General features: G+C 65.3%; 15 protein-coding genes. 5 read left to right on the forward strand and 10 right to left on the reverse strand.

Annotation, left to right across the window (positions count from 1 at the left end; all coding sequences use genetic code 11):
• Positions 1-100: 100 nt before the first annotated feature.
• The 5 genes from QA645_RS35205 to mobB all read right to left on the reverse strand — a co-directional run bounded on the left by QA645_RS35205 (position 101) and on the right by mobB (position 4,563).
• Positions 101-385: a hypothetical protein gene (locus tag QA645_RS35205; RefSeq protein WP_283045799.1), complete on the reverse strand. Its 285-nt coding sequence runs from the start codon at positions 383-385 to the stop codon at positions 101-103.
• A gap of 90 nt (positions 386-475) precedes the next feature.
• A complete protein-coding gene (locus QA645_RS35210; protein WP_283045800.1) occupies positions 476-2,131 on the reverse strand; it encodes an OFA family MFS transporter in 1,656 nt (551 codons plus the stop codon).
• Between the two features lie 318 nt (positions 2,132-2,449).
• On the reverse strand, positions 2,450-2,725 hold the full coding sequence (locus QA645_RS35215; protein ID WP_254129128.1) for a sulfurtransferase TusA family protein: 276 nt from the start codon (positions 2,723-2,725) through the stop codon (positions 2,450-2,452).
• Positions 2,726-2,769: 44 nt separating this feature from the next.
• Positions 2,770-4,026: a gephyrin-like molybdotransferase Glp gene (gene glp / locus QA645_RS35220; protein ID WP_283045802.1), complete on the reverse strand. Its 1,257-nt coding sequence runs from the start codon at positions 4,024-4,026 to the stop codon at positions 2,770-2,772.
• 9 nt (positions 4,027-4,035) lie between these two features.
• Entirely contained in the window at positions 4,036-4,563 is a 528-nt protein-coding gene (gene mobB, locus QA645_RS35225) for a molybdopterin-guanine dinucleotide biosynthesis protein B (RefSeq protein ID WP_283045804.1), read from the reverse strand.
• A gap of 105 nt (positions 4,564-4,668) precedes the next feature.
• Here mobB and fdhD point away from each other — a divergent pair, with 105 nt between their 5' ends.
• Together fdhD and mobA are read left to right on the forward strand one after the other, a co-directional pair.
• On the forward strand, positions 4,669-5,559 hold the full coding sequence (gene fdhD, locus QA645_RS35230) for a formate dehydrogenase accessory sulfurtransferase FdhD (RefSeq protein ID WP_283045805.1): 891 nt from the start codon (positions 4,669-4,671) through the stop codon (positions 5,557-5,559).
• A complete protein-coding gene (mobA, locus tag QA645_RS35235; RefSeq protein ID WP_283045806.1) occupies positions 5,540-6,196 on the forward strand; it encodes a molybdenum cofactor guanylyltransferase MobA in 657 nt (218 codons plus the stop codon). The genes fdhD and mobA overlap by 20 nt, the downstream gene beginning before the upstream one ends.
• Positions 6,197-6,202: 6 nt before the next feature.
• On the opposite strand, the gene QA645_RS35240 is transcribed toward mobA, so the two are convergent.
• Positions 6,203-6,502, reverse strand: a complete 300-nt coding sequence (locus QA645_RS35240; protein ID WP_283045807.1) for a hypothetical protein — start codon at positions 6,500-6,502, stop codon at positions 6,203-6,205.
• 111 nt (positions 6,503-6,613) lie between these two features.
• Between QA645_RS35240 and QA645_RS35245 the strand changes: the two genes are divergently transcribed.
• On the forward strand, positions 6,614-6,859 hold the full coding sequence (locus QA645_RS35245) for a hypothetical protein (RefSeq protein ID WP_283045808.1): 246 nt from the start codon (positions 6,614-6,616) through the stop codon (positions 6,857-6,859).
• Here QA645_RS35245 and QA645_RS35250 read toward each other — a convergent pair.
• From QA645_RS35250 to QA645_RS35265, 4 genes are read right to left on the reverse strand one after another with little or no spacing between them, the layout of a single operon-like run.
• The gene (locus QA645_RS35250) at positions 6,826-7,953 is read right to left on the reverse strand and encodes an FAD-dependent monooxygenase (protein ID WP_283045809.1); all 1,128 of its coding nucleotides are present in this window, start codon (positions 7,951-7,953) and stop codon (positions 6,826-6,828) included. The genes QA645_RS35245 and QA645_RS35250 overlap by 34 nt on opposite strands.
• A 52-nt stretch (positions 7,954-8,005) precedes the next feature.
• Positions 8,006-9,955: a molybdopterin biosynthesis protein gene (locus tag QA645_RS35255; RefSeq protein ID WP_283045810.1), complete on the reverse strand. Its 1,950-nt coding sequence runs from the start codon at positions 9,953-9,955 to the stop codon at positions 8,006-8,008.
• Positions 9,956-9,968: 13 nt separating this feature from the next.
• Complete coding sequence (locus tag QA645_RS35260; RefSeq protein ID WP_283045811.1) at positions 9,969-11,075, reverse strand: molybdopterin-binding protein; 1,107 nt, start codon at positions 11,073-11,075, stop codon at positions 9,969-9,971.
• Between the two features lie 55 nt (positions 11,076-11,130).
• Positions 11,131-11,964 carry a substrate-binding domain-containing protein gene (locus QA645_RS35265; RefSeq protein WP_283045812.1) on the reverse strand — a complete coding sequence of 278 codons (834 nt, stop codon included), beginning with the start codon at positions 11,962-11,964 and terminating at the stop codon, positions 11,131-11,133.
• A gap of 401 nt (positions 11,965-12,365) precedes the next feature.
• Here QA645_RS35265 and QA645_RS35270 point away from each other — a divergent pair, with 401 nt between their 5' ends.
• Positions 12,366-13,259 (forward strand): helix-turn-helix transcriptional regulator, encoded by an 894-nt coding sequence (locus QA645_RS35270; RefSeq protein ID WP_283045813.1) that lies wholly within the window; start codon positions 12,366-12,368, stop codon positions 13,257-13,259.
• A 103-nt stretch (positions 13,260-13,362) separates the two neighbouring features.
• A complete protein-coding gene (locus QA645_RS35275) occupies positions 13,363-14,577 on the forward strand; it encodes an ABC transporter substrate-binding protein (RefSeq protein ID WP_254129116.1) in 1,215 nt (404 codons plus the stop codon).
• Positions 14,578-14,601 lie beyond the last annotated feature (24 nt).

Below are 14,601 nucleotides of genomic sequence, written 5' to 3' on the forward strand. Positions count from 1 at the left end.
TACCAGAGGCCAAGTAAATTTAGAACGTCTCTATAATCATTTAGGAGGCGGGCAGCCGCCCTGCCACGCCCCCTCTATGCGACTTGATCGTGGAACCTCCTCAGGTCTTGCTCATGCAATCCTGGATGTAAAACCAGCGGTCATCGCCGATCAGCCCCTTCGCCTTCACCTCGGCACGGCATGCCTTCAGCTTCGGCTTGTTGGCCGCCCATGTGGCCTTCATCTGCTTCAGCTTCTGCATGGTGAGCTTGATCTTGCCCGGCGGCTTGGCGTCAGTCGTTGCGGCAGGAGCGGTGGTGGCGGGCGCCGCTGCGGTTTGCGCGGACGCGACATGAACGCTTGCGGCCAGCAGCATGGCGGCAAGACAGATACGGGTGCGAAACATCAGAATCCCCCTAGATCCCATTCTCAGTTTTGTCAGGCGAGCATCGCGGGATGCTGAGGTGCAGCATCCCGCGACGATGTGGGTGTGCGATCAGAAGATCTTCACCGCGCTCTCGAGCGTCTTGTACACGCCGTAAGCCAGCGGAATGGCGACGAAAGCCCAGAACAGCGCGGCCTTGCCGTCGAGACCGCCGGTGCCGATCCCGAACGAGCCACTCTGCTGACCCGCACTCGCTCCGGCCGTTGAGGCCTGCAGTTTCGCCACCTCGGCTTCGCTCATGTACCACTTCGAATCGACCGGCTTGACCAGGTAGTTGCAGATCAGGCCCGCGATCAGCATCGCGCAGAGGATATACATGGTGGTGTTGTAAAGCTGGTCGCGCGGCACACCGGCCGCGAGCTGGAACTCGCGGATGTAGTTGACCACGACAGGGCCGATGATGCCCGCGGTGGACCACGCCGTCAGCAGCCGGCCATGAATGGCGCCGACGAACTGGGTCCCGAACATGTCGGCCAGATAGGCCGGCACGGTCGCGAAGCCGCCGCCATACATCGACAGGATGATGCCGAAGCCAAGCACGAAGAGCAGCTTCGAGCCCATTGCCGCGAAGGTCGGCGCCAGCGCGTAGAGCACGATGCCGAGGATGAAGAACGTGTAATAGGTGTTCTTGCGGCCGATATAGTCCGACAGCGACGCCCAGACGAAGCGACCGCCGATGTTGAACAGCGAGAGCAGGCCGGCAAAGCCCGCGGCGATGCCGGCGATCTGTGCCTTCTGTGCCGCGTTCAGCGCGTTGAAGCCGACGTCCGGAAGGCCGATCAGCTTGCCCGCGAAGATTTCCTGGAGCATCGGCGAGGCCATGCCGATCACGCCGATGCCGGCCGACACGTTCAAGCACAGCACCCACCAGATCAGCCAGAACTGCGGCGTCTTGTGCGCATTGTTGAGATGGACATGATGCTCGGAGATCATCGTCTTCTTCTCGCTCGGCGCCGTCCAGCCCTCGGGCTTCCACCCGGTCGGAGGCAGGCGATAGCGGAACGCGCCGATCATCATGAAGACGAAATAGATGATGCCCATGGTGAGGAACGTTTCCCAGACACCGACCGAGGTCGGGCTCTTGAACGTGTCCATCAGCCAGTTGGCGAGCGGCGCACCAATCATGGCACCACCGCCGAAGCCCATGATGGCCATGCCGGTTGCCATGCCGCGGCGATCAGGGAACCACTTTACCAGCGTCGACACGGGCGAGATGTAGCCGAGGCCGAGACCCACGCCGCCGATCACGCCGGAGCCGAGCCACATGATCCAGAGCTGGTGCAGATAGATGCCGATGGCGCCGAGCACGAGGCCACCACACCAGCACAGCGCAGCGACGAAGCCTGCCTTGCGCGGGCCGGCACGCTCGAGCCAGCCGCCCCACATCGCGGCCGAGAGGCCGAGCACGACGAAGAACAGCGTGTACATCCAGCCGAGGCTTGCGACCTTCCAGTCGCAAGTGGTGGTGAAGAGCTCCGACCACAGCGAGATGTCCGGGCAGGCCTTCGGCGCGGTCAAACCGATCGCGCGCGACAGCGGCAGCCAGAACACCGAGAAGCCATAGGCCATGCCGATGCACAGATGGATGCACAGCGCCGCCGGCGGCACCAGCCAGCGATTGAAGCCGGCGGTCGCGATGGTTCGCTCGCGATCAAGAAACCCCGCGCCGGCGCCCGAAATCGTTCCAGCGCTCTCAATTGTAGCCATGCATTCCTCCCCTGCAGCTGCCCTTCTGAGCAAAACTGCCGCTACCATCCTGGTCCTCAGCCCATTGCGGTGCAGCTGTTGTCCCTGCTGCTCCGCACAATCACCCGACACGCGCCAGGATCGTCACGCGCGTCTGAAAAGTTAACCCCTTGATCGGCGCTCTATGCCCGATACGATTTGCAGGCTTCGTACGTGGCCCGCTGATCCGCGTATCGCGGACGAGACTCAACCTCCGCGCCTGCACGGAGAAAGTCAATTGGGGCAGAAGCCGTCATCGATGTCGATAGATAAATGGTCGGTATCAGCGCGGTAACGCGCTCAAGAACGCAGCGCAGCATTGGCGCTGTCTATCGAACCATTTGCTTTTTCTATCAAGAACACGATGCGCGCCTCGTTGCGCTCGGTGATCTCCACCGTGTCGCCCGTCTCGCGGATCAGGTTCGGAATGTCAATCACCGACAACGGATCAGTACAGTGCACTTCGAGCTGATCGCCCGGCTGCAATGGTTTCAGCGCCTTGCGCGTTTTTAGGGCTGGCAGCGGGCATTTCAGCCCGGTGAGATCAAGCGTCGTTCTGGTCGTTGCTCTTGTCATGGGCGCAACATGGCGGGAGGGCTCGAGCACGTCAATGCAACGGCCTAGAGAAGATCAGCATAGGACAAGAAACCTACGCTCTCGCCCGGCTCGACCCGCACAACGTCTTCGCCCAGTTCGATCAGGCCATCAGTCTCGACCAATGACGACAGCAGGCCTGCCCCTTCGCGCGGAAACTTCACAGCCTCCAGTGCGCCATCCTCTGCTCGCCGCAACGATGCGCGCACATATTCGCGACGGCCGAGCTTTTTCTTGTAGGTGAACGCCGCGCGCAGCGGGATCGGCAACAGCGGCTGCGACAAGCTGCCGGCAAGTGCCAGCACGGTCGGCCGCACCACATGGACGAATGTGACAAAACTCGCGACGGGATTTCCGGGCAGCCCGATCAACGGCGTGCCGCCGATGACGCCCATCGCCACGGGCCGGCCGGGCTTGATCGCCATCCGCCACAGCACGAGTGAACCGACGCTCTCGACCGCCGCCTTGACGTGGTCTTCCTCGCCGGTCGAGACGCCGCCGGTGGTCAGGATCAGATCGTGGTGACCGGCAACCTGCTTCAATCCGTTGGCGAGCGAGGTGCGTTCGTCACGCAGAATGCCGAGATCCGAGACCTCGCAGCCGAGACGGCGCAGCATCGCCATGAGCATGAAGCGGTTGGAATCGAACAGCTGCGAGGCCGCGCGCGGCTCGCCGGGCGAGACTAGCTCGTCGCCGGTCGAGAATACCGCGACGCGGATGCGCCTGACGACATCGAGCCGGGTCAGACCGAAGGCTCCGGCAAGCGCGACATGCTGGGGCAGCAAGCGCTGGCCGGCGCGCAACGCGACGTGTCCCACTGGAATGTCCTCGCCTGCCGGACGAACATTGGCACCTCGCTTCAACCCGGGCGGCAGCACGATCTTGCCGGCCTCATCGATGCGGACATCTTCCTGCATGAAGACGGTCTCGGCCCCCGGCGGCATCGGCGCGCCGGTGAAGATACGCGCGGTATAGCCGGGCTTGATCGAGGTCTGCGCCAAGCCACCAGCCTGGATGCGGCCATCGAGCGGGAACGCCCGTTCGGCGCCTTGCGGAACGTCGGCATTGCGCACGGCGTAGCCATCGACGGCGGAGTTGGTGAACGGCGGCAGCGGCAGCGGCGCTGCGACATCGCGCGCCAGGACACGTCCGTCGGCATCGACGAGTGCGACCGTCTCGAGATCGGCAATCGCGCTGACGCGTGCCGTAATCAGGCCAACGGCCTCGTCGACCGACATCATCGGTCCGCCGAAGGCAAAGCAATCGTCCGACAGTTGCGCCATGGTGCCTCGTCAGCGCGTCGCCGCGCTTCTTGCCACCGCTTCCTCGACTGGCATCGCCGCGCGCAGCAGCAGTGCCGCAGCGGCCTCGATGTCATCGAGATGGACAGTCGGCAGCCGGGTTTCAACCGCGACGTCGGTCGCGATCCCGACAATGCCGGGATCGTCGGGGAACAACAGCGGCTTGTCGTTGCCGGCGCGATGCACCTCGATCTTGCGATGCGGCTCGCGCTTGAACCCTTCGACCACGACGAGATCGACCGCGGACAGCTTGCCCAACAGTTCCGGCAGCCGCGGCTCGGCCGCGCCGCGCAATTCGTGCATCAGGGCCCAGCGGTTCGCGGAGGCCACCAGCACCTCGGCCGCACCGGCCTCGCGATGGCGCCAGGAATCCTTGCCGGGCACATCGACGTCGAACTGGTGATGCGCATGCTTGATCACGGAGACGCGCAGGCCCTGCGCATTGAAATGCGGGATCAGCCGCGTCAACAGCGTGGTCTTGCCCGCACCGCTCCAGCCTGCAAGGCCGATGACTTTCATCGCAACTCGATCTCCGCCGGCCGCATAACGCGCCGGAACCGCTTCTCTGTCGTCGTGCGCATGCTTATATCGGCTTGACCCGAATGTCATGCTAACGTCGCCCCCATGATGAAGATCGACAAAGCCCCGGTCCCCCTGATCGCCCCGAACCCCGACGATCCGCGCCTGACCGAGAGCGTGACCGGGACCGACCAGACCGGCGCCAAGGTCGAGATCAAGGTCCCGATGGAGCGACCGCTGACGCTCTACCTGAATGCGCAGGAGATCGTCACCATGATGACGATCGGCGACTATCCGGAATATCTGGCGCTCGGCTACCTGCTGAACCAGAACATGCTGAAATATAATGACGCGGTCACCGAGGTCGAATACGACGACGACCTCCAGGTCGTGGTGGTGCGCACCGAGCACCACACCAATTTCGAGGCCAAGCTGAAGAAGCGGACGCAGACCTCGGGCTGCGCGCAGGGCACCGCCTTCGGCGACCTGCTCGAGGCGGTCGAAAGCGTCGCACTGCCGAAGGCCGAGCTGCGCACCTCCTGGCTCTACCGGATGACGCAGACCATCAACACCATGCCCTCGCTGTATCTGGAGGCCGGCGCGATCCACGGCTGCGTGCTGTGCAAGGCGGGCGAGCCGCTCTGCTACACCGAAGACGTCGGCCGCCACAACGCGGTCGACAAGATCGCCGGCTGGATGTACCGCCACGGCGTCGATGCCGCCGACAAGATCCTTTATACGACAGGACGTCTCACCTCGGAGATGGTGATCAAGACGGTGCGGATGGGCATCCCGATCCTGGTGTCGCGCTCCGGCTTCACCGCCTGGGGCGTCGATCTCGCCAGGCAAGTGGGCCTGACGCTGGTCGGACGTACTCGCGGAAAGCGCTTCATCGCGCTCGCGGGCGAGGAGCGGATCATCTACGACCAGAACCTTGATTACGTCGAAGAGGAGTCGGCGAAGCACAAGCGCAAGGGTGAGGCTGGTGACGACTGAAATTCCCGCCACGAGTATTCCATCAACTCTTGGCGTGCTGCTCGCCGGCGGCCTCGCACGCCGCATGGGCGGTGGCGACAAGCCGATGCGGACCATCGGCGGCCGCACCATCCTGGAGCGCGTGATCGCGCGCCTGAAGCCGCAGTGCGACGGATTGATCCTCAATGCGAATGGCGATCCGGCGCGCTTCGCCGCATTCGGCTTGCAAGTTATTGCCGATGACGTGCCCGGCTTTCCCGGCCCGCTCGCCGGCATTTTAGCCGCGCTCGACTGGACCGCGGCGAACCGGCCGGAAGTCGAATGGGTGCTCAGCGCCGCCGGCGACTGCCCGTTCCTGCCACGCGACCTCGTCGCACGGCTGCATGAGGCGCGGGCACGGGAGAACGCACAGCTTGCGGTCGCCGCATCCGGCGACCAGTCGCATCCGGTGATCGGCCTGTGGCGCGTCGCCTTGCGCGACGAGCTGCGTCATGCGCTGGTCGTCGAGGATCTCCGCAAGATCGACCGCTGGACCGCGCGCTACCCGCTCGCAACGGTGACGTGGCCGGCCGAGCCGCTCGATCCGTTCTTCAATGCGAACACGGTCGAGGACATCGCCGAGGCCGAGCGGCTCGCAGCGCTGGATGACGCGGCCTGAGCCGCTTTACGATTTTGGAAACTCGTTGAGAAGCTGCGCCCAGATAATCGCGAAGGCGATCAGGCCGGCAATGCCGACCACGGTGGTGAACCGCGGCAACCGGTTGATCGCGACCAGCAGCCAGGCCGGCAGGAAGAACAGCCCAAAAACCATGCCGAGCGGAAACACCGCGAGCCATTGAAAGCCGGTGCCGTCGCCCTGCGGGACATGGGCGATCGCATAGAACGTGTAGAGCCAGAACAGCGTGCCGGTGGCCGCCACGAGGGCCGCGATCTTGCGGAAATTGGGAGAGGTTAACGCGGTCATGGCCTGGCTCATGCCCCTTGGTCGCAGCGGCGGCCGTTCGCGTTCACGAGGGCGTCGAACCGGGCCGAGGCCGGCGGCGACTACTGGTCGGGATATGCCCCTGGATCAGCCATGGCCGACTCTCTCCTGAATGCCATATTCGCAGTCGTCGATTTCGTATTCGACCTCTCGGTCGCGATCGATCGCACGAAACGGCTGAGCCGACAGGCCACGGGCAGCGATGAGATTGTTGAGGTCCCTGTGGACCCGAAGCCGCTGCCGCCCGCCGCGCAGCGTGCCCTCGCTGAAGCCGAGGAGCGGGAACGCGTACGCGAACGGGCCGCTCAGGCCGCCAGCGGCACCGACCAGGCGTCGTAGCCGTAGACCCAGCTCGTATCGGTCCGCTCTTTCAGCCAGATGTTGGCGCGCGAGGTCTCCTGCACCCGCGTGGTCCGGACCTTGCGCGTCGCCTCGAAGCGGCGGAAGGCATCCGCGACGCCGTCGCGGTCGACACCATCGAGGCAGCGCGAGAGCACCGCGGCGTCCTCAATCGCCATCGCCGCACCCTGCGCCATATAAGGCGTCATCGGATGACAGGCGTCGCCGAGCAGCGTCACCCTACCGTCGGCCCAGCGCTCCAGCGCATCGCGATCCATGATCGCCCATTTGTGCACGTCGGGGCACGCCGCCAGCACCTGGCCGACTTGCGGATGAAAGCCCTCGAAAGAGGCGCGCAGATCGCGCACGTCGCCCTTCGCCGACCAGGACTCGATGCGGAAGTCGGGCTCCGGCTGGCTGGTGACGAGATAGACCTCGCTACGGTCAGGCTTAACGTAGTAGATCACGATGTGGCGGTCCTCGCCCCACCACTTCGTGCAGTCATCGATCTTCTCGCCGAGCAGCGCGGCCGGATAGGTGGTGCGGTAGGCGATACGGCCGGTGAATTTGACCGGCGCGGTGTCGAACAGAATGTCGCGCACCGCCGAATGCACGCCGTCGGCGCCGACCACGGCATCGGCAACAGCGCTGGTGCCGTTGGCAAAGCTGAGCCGAACGCCCTCGCCGGTCTCGTCGAGGCCGACGAGCTTGTGGTTGAGCCTCACGAACTCATCCGGCACCGCGCTCGCCAGCGCGGCGTGGAGGTCGCCACGATGCGCCAGCAGATAGGGCGCGCCGAACTTCTCCTCCGCGCTCTCGCCAAAGATCATGTCGAATTTGATGTCGCCGCTCTTCCAGTCGCGATTATTCCAGGACCGCGGATAGAACGCGTGCTCGCGCATCCGCGCTTCGAGACCAAGCGCGCGTAGCACCTTCATCGCATTGCAGCCGATCTGGATGCCGGCGCCGATCCGGGCGAACTGGGAGGCCTGCTCGTAGACCGTCACGTCGACGCCGACGCGCCTGAGCGCCGCAGCGGTCGCGAGCCCGCCCATGCCGGCACCGACGATCGCAACCGAAAGCGGCCTTGCCATCGCGTCCCCCACCCCGTCTTACGCGCGGCTTGGATACCGCGTCGTCTGTCGTCTATGCGGGCCGGAAACCCGCGCGCTCAAGTGCCGTGCGCGCCTCGTCCGAGCCGAGCGCATCGAGAAACGCCTGCACCGCTGGACGCTGCTTGCGTGCCGTCACCAAGGCAAAGTCATAATGCTCTTCCGCGAGCGGAATGAAACCGAGGCCGACCGCATGGGCGACCGGCGCAATGGTCATGCCCCAATCGGCGCGGTGCTGCGCGATGGCCGCGGCGACGGCATTGTGCGAGCGGGGCTGGTTCCAATAGCCTTCCGGACGGGCTCCGGCGAGCAGCCGGTCGATCAGGATGCGCGTGCCGGCGCCCTGGTTGCGGTTGACCATGATGCAGGCAGGGTCGGCGAGCGCGGCGGCAACCGCTTCCTTTGCGCCGAGCCCCTCGAAACGCTTGTCGTCCTTGCGGAAGACGATGCCCTGCATCCGCCGCCAGCCCGGCACGAGCTCGAGCCCCTCGGCGAGGTAAGGCGCGTTGTAGGTCTCGCTCTTGTCATCGAACAGATGGATCGGCGCGAGATCGCACTCGCCGCGCTTCGCGGCCGCAAGTCCGCCGAGGCTGCCGACGGCGATCGAGCGCACAACGAGGCCCGCATGCGCGAGCGGTGCGGTCACGAGATCGAGGCCGGTGCAATGGCTGCCGACGATGACGAGATCCGGCACGCGCACATGCGGCGTGAACAGAGTGACCTCGGCTTCGGCCCCCGCCGGCATCTGATCAGCAAGCGCGTCGATGCGCAAAAAGCCGTCAGCTTGCGCGAAGGACGTGATCGCGCCAGAGCCCTTGCCGGAAGGATAGGCGATCAGGCCATCCTTGCCGTCGACCAGCGAAACCATGACGAACTCGGTGCGGCCGAGCTCGGACGTAATGCGCACCGGCACCGTCGCACTCACCTTGGCGTCGGAGCGCGGCGGCAGGCCGGCCATCCTGCGCAGCGCCGGCACGATCATGTCGTGGAAGGTGAACATCGCCGAGGTCGGAAAGCCCGGCAGGATCACCACCGGCTTGCCGTCGCACACAGCGAGACACAGCGGCTTGCCCGGCTTGAGCGCAACGCCATGCGCGATGATGCCGGGTTGGCCGAGCCGGCCGATGATGCGATGAGACAGATCGCCAGCCCCCTTCGACGTGCCGCCGGAGAGCACCAGCATGTCGCAATCCGCCAGCGCCCGGCGCATGGCGGCTTCGAGCCTGGCCTCGTCGTCGGGAATGGCGCCGAGGAAGACGGCGTCGCCGCCGTTCTCGTCGATCGCGGCCGCCACGATGGCGCCGTTGGTGTCGTAGATCGCGGCCGGCGCAAGCGCCTCGCCGGGCTGGACCAGTTCGTCGCCGGTGGAGATCACCGCGACGCGCGGCTTCCGCGCAACTTTCACCTCGGCGATGCCACAGGCCGCCAGCATGCCGATCTCGCGCGAGCCTATGATCGTGCCGGCGCGCAGCAGCGCCTCGCCGCGCGCGATGTCAGATCCGGCATAGGACACGAATTGGCCCGGCGAGACGGCGCGACGAACCTCGATCGCATCGGCGCCGGCCGGCTGGGTGTGCTCGACCATGACGACCGCGTCGGCACCACGCGGCAACGGGCCGCCCGTGGCGATGGGCGTCGCGGTCCCCACGGCGACCTGCAGCTTGGGCGCGGTACCGCAGTGAATGGTCTCGCCGTTCAGCGCGAGCCGCACCGGTGTGCCTTCACCGGCGGCGGAAAGATCCGACGAGCGCACGGCGAAACCGTCAACATTGGAGCGGTCGAAGGGCGGCACGTCGATCGGCGCGGTGATGTCCTCGGCGAGCGCTGTGCCGAGTGCATCGCCAAGCTTGCGTTGCTCGCTTGGGATTGCGCGCGGAAACAGACTTGCCTCGAAGCGCGCGAGCGCCTCCTCGCGCGAGAGGATCTTGAGGAATTGCTCCTGCTCGAGCGCGCTGCGATCTGGCGCGTTGGGGATCATCGTCATGCCGGAACCCATATCATTCCCGCATCAAATAAGCATCGACCGGCTCGCCTGCCGCAAATCCCTCATGGCTGGCGGGAATGAGCAGCCAGGCATCCGCTCTGGCAATCGCGTGGAGCGGCCATTCACCGACTGCAAGCGGCATCCATGTTTTATGTTCCTCGGCCAGCAGGGCGATCTCGGCGATACCGACGCTGGAAGCGACTTTCCGCGCGAGCGGCAGGAACACTTGGCGGCGCGGCTGCCGTGCCGCCATTTTGTCGATGAGCGGAAGCACCAGTGCGAACCAGACCGCGAGCGCCGGACCGGGCGCCCCGGGCAAGGCAACGATGGGAACTTTTCCGACCCGCCCGGCGGCCGCCGTGCGTCCGGGCTGGAGCGCAAGACCATGGGCGAACTCCGCCCCGCGCTGAGCCAGCGCCGTCATTGCAGCATCCGCGCGACCGACGCCGCTGCCGCCGATCGTCAGCAGCAGATCGCAGGCGGAGACATCGAGTGCCTCCGCGATCGACGCCGCTTCGCGCGTGCCGGCTTCATGTGCGATCACATCCAGTCCTGCCGCGCGCGCGAGGCCGGTGATCGTCTGCATCGTCGCGGTTGCCCCCGGCACGTTGACGATGCGCAGCCGCGGTCGCCTGACGCTCAGCCTTTCGACATCGGCGACACGCGCGAGCAACAGCGCCCTTGCATCAATGGGACGTCCTTCCATTGCCACGGGCGAGCGCTCTGCAATGTCGCCACCGGCACGCCCGACGCCTTGCCCCGGCGCGGCTTCCGCCAGCACCTGGGCGAGCGGGCCCGATACCTCGACCGCGCCGGCATCGAGCACACAGTCGCATCCTGCCGGCATCGCATCGCCGGCATCGACCCACACGGGAAGCTCGCTCAAAGGCAACGGCGAATAGGAGGATGCACCGACGAGATCGTTGGCGCGCAACGCCCAGCCATCTACAGCGGCGATGTCGCGCGGCGGACAGGCTGCGAGCTGCGGCATCCCCGCGGCGATACAGCCGACCGCCTCAGCCAGCGGCAATTCGACCGGCGCGACCGGACCGACGCCGCGCAGCAAAATAGCGAGCGCGGTATCGAGCGGCGTCAACGAGGGCGGCAGGCGCTGGGTCATGCTTCATGATGGATCACGCATCGTGCGGTTTGGCAACCGCTCGTGCCTCGACCAATCAGCCGCCCGGCTTGTCCGCATTCGGAAAGAACACCTGTTGCCCTTCGACCTTGTAGCCCGCGATCGCGGCCTGCCCCTCCGGCGAGATCAACCAGTCGATGAAGGCCTGCCCCAGCTCCTTCCTGACGTTCGGATGCTTCTCCGGGTTCACCAGCATCACGCCGTATTGGTTGAGCAACCGCTTGTCGCCCTCGACGACGATGTCGAGATCGCCGCGCTCTCTGAAGGCGATCCAGCTGGCACGGTCCGCGAAAACATAGGCATTTGCCGTGCGTGCAGCGTCGAGGGCGGCGGTCATGCCTTGCCCGCTCTCGCGATACCAGGCGCCCTTGGTGCTGGCGATGTCGATGCCGGCGACGATCCAGAGCGCGAGCTCCGCCGCGTGGGTGCCGGACCGATCACCGCGCGTGATGAACGGCGCACCCTTGGCCTCGATCGCCTTCAGCGCGGTCGCGATGTCCTTGCCTTTCACGCCGGCAGGATCACTCTTCGGCCCGATCAGGACGTAGTCGTTGTACATCACGTCGTAGCGCTTCGCGCCAAAGCCGTCGGCGACGAATTTCTCCTCCTGCGGCCGCGCATGCATCAGCACCACGTCGGCCTCGCCTCTCCGCGCGCCGTCGAGTACCTCGTCGCTGCGTCGTGCGATCACCGTCACCTCGATGCCGGTCTTGTCGCGGACAATCGGCAGCAGATAGTCGAACAGGCCGGAGTCCTGCGTCGATGTCGTCGAGGCCAGGACAATCGCACGCTCCTCGGCTGACGCGGCCGCGATGCACCCGGCAAGGCTGCAGAGAAGCGCAAATGCGATGGTCAATCGGCGAACGGCCATGACGGGTTCCCATTGGATACGACGCGATCATGATGATCGATTGCGCCGCACTCGTGACGGTCTTGCCTCGCTTCGGCAGCAACAGGAGATAGAGTTCGGCTTTTAGCACTACCGAAAGGCAAGTTCACGGCGCCTCCGCGGCCACGCTGAGACGAGTCATTCGGGAAGTTCCGGCAATCAATCAACCGGCACGTTGATTGCAATCACGTGCAAAAACGCGTGTCGCAAGGTCCGCACCATTCGAGCCACGCAAGATCGTCAACCAAAATCAAAACACGTGTCAGGATGTGTTGCAAAGCAACGAGATCATCAGGCATGGTTCGCGCGGACAAAAATCGAAGTGCAGAATTCCACCTGCGTTGAACGTCAAAAAGAAGCAAGAATTTGCATAGGAATGCAGGATGGAATTCCTGACGACCAGTGAAGCCGCGGACTATCTCCGTCTCGGCGAACGCAAGCTCTACGAACTCGTCACCAACGGCGCGATCCCGTGCACCAAGGTGACCGGCAAATGGCTCTTCCCGCGTCACGAGCTCGATCTCTGGGTGCTGTCGGGCATGGCGCGTCCGGCCGGCATGCTGACGGCGGATCCGCCGCCGGTCGTGGGCGGCAGCCAGGACGAGCTGCTGGATTGGAGCCTGCGTGAATCCGGCTCGGGCCTGGGATCGATGACCGAAGGCAGCGCACGCGGGCTCGAGCGCCTGCAGCGCGACGAGGTCATGGCGGTCGCCGTGCACTTCCACAGCCTCGATACCGAAGGCAATCTCGCCTCCGATTCCAGCGTGACGGCGCTGCGGGACGCACCTGACCTGCATGATGCGCTGCTGGTTGCCTTCGTGCGCCGCGAGCAAGGTCTCGTGTTGCCGCCGGGCAATCCGAAGCGGCTGCGCGGTCTCTCCGACGTGCTCGCACTCGGCTCGCGGATGGCGATGCGGCAACAGGGCACGGGCGCGCAGATGCTGCTCGACGTGCTGCTGACGCGCGCGGGCGCCTCGATGCGCGATCTGCGCCGGGTGGAGACACCGGCGCTCACCGGGCCGGATCTCGCCGAGTTGGTCCGCGCCGGACAGGCCGATTGCGGCGTTGCGACACGCGCGGCGGCGCGCTCGGCGGGTCTCGATTTCGTCCCGCTGGTCTGGGAGAATTTTGACCTGGCGATGCGGCAGCGCAGCTATTTCCGCCCCGCCATGCAGGCCCTGATCCGGTTCCTCAGCGAACGGCGTCTGCGCCAGCGTGCCGAGGAGCTGACCGGCTACGATCCCTCGCCCGCCGGGCAGATCCGGTTTGCCGCCTGAGATTGACGCCCACCCCAAAATAGTTGCAAAAGAAACCAATTCAGCCGGGCATACCCGGGACAGGCAACTTTCGGCCAACGAGCCGGATCAGGGGAGGACAAGCGTGAATCCAGCGAGATTTGGACTGCCGGTCGCGGCTGCCTTGACGGCGGCGCTGCTGTCGGGTGCCGCAACGGCACAGGTGTCCGACGACATCGTCAAGATCGGCGTGCTCACCGACATGAACGGTCCCGCCTCCGCGCCGACCGGCCAGGGCTCGGTGACGGCAGCGCAGATGGCGATCGACGATTTCGGCGGCACCGTGCTCGGCAAGCCGATCAGCATCGTGATCGGCGACCACCAGCTCAAGGCCGACATCGGCGCCGGAATCGCGCGGCGCTGGTATGATGTCGATCAGGTCGATCTGATCGTCGACGTACCGGTCTCGGCCGTTGGCCTCGCGGTGCAGAACATCGCCAACGAAAAGAAGCGGCTGTTCATCACCCACTCCACCGGCACCGCCGATTTCCACGGCAAGTTCTGCTCGCCTTATGCCATGCAGTGGGTGTTCGACACCCGCGCGCTCGCCGTCGGCACCGCGGATGCCGTGGTCAAGCGCGGCGGCGACAGCTGGTTCTTCATCACCGACGACTACGCCTTCGGCCACTCCCTCGAACGCGACGCCTCCAGCGTCATCACCGCCAATGGCGGCAAGGTGCTGGGCTCGGTGAAGCCGCCCCTGGCGACGCCTGACCTCTCCTCCTTCGTGCTGCAGGCGCAGGCCTCCAAGGCCAAGATCATCGGCATCGCGGCGGGCCCCCCGAACAACATGAACGAGATCAAGACCGGCTCAGAGTTCGGCGTGTTCAAGGGCGGCCAGCAAATGGCGGCACTGCTCGCGCTGATCACCGACATCCACGGCCTCGGCCTGCAAGCGGCCCAGGGCCTGTTGCTGACGACCTCGTTCTATTGGGACATGGACGACAAGACGCGCGAATGGTCGAAGCGCTATTTCGCCAAGATGAACAAGATGCCGACGATGTGGCAAGCCGGCGTCTATTCCAGCGTGATCCACTATCTCAACGCCATCAAGGCGACCGGCACCGACGATCCGCTCAAGGTCGCGGCGAAAATGCGCGAGACGCCGGTCGAGGATTTCTTCGCCCGCAACGGCCACTTGCGCGAAGACAATCTGATGGTGCACGACCTCTGGCTGGTGCAGGTGAAGACGCCGGAGGAAAGCAAATATCCGTGGGACTATTACAAGATCCTCACGACGATTTCCGGCGACAAGGCGTTCGGCCCGCCGGACCCGGCGTGTCCGATGCTGAAGAAGTGAGAGCGTGACGGTCGCTCAGGCGAC

It is taken from the genome of Bradyrhizobium sp. CIAT3101 (assembly GCF_029714945.1).
GTDB lineage: Bacteria > Pseudomonadota > Alphaproteobacteria > Rhizobiales > Xanthobacteraceae > Bradyrhizobium.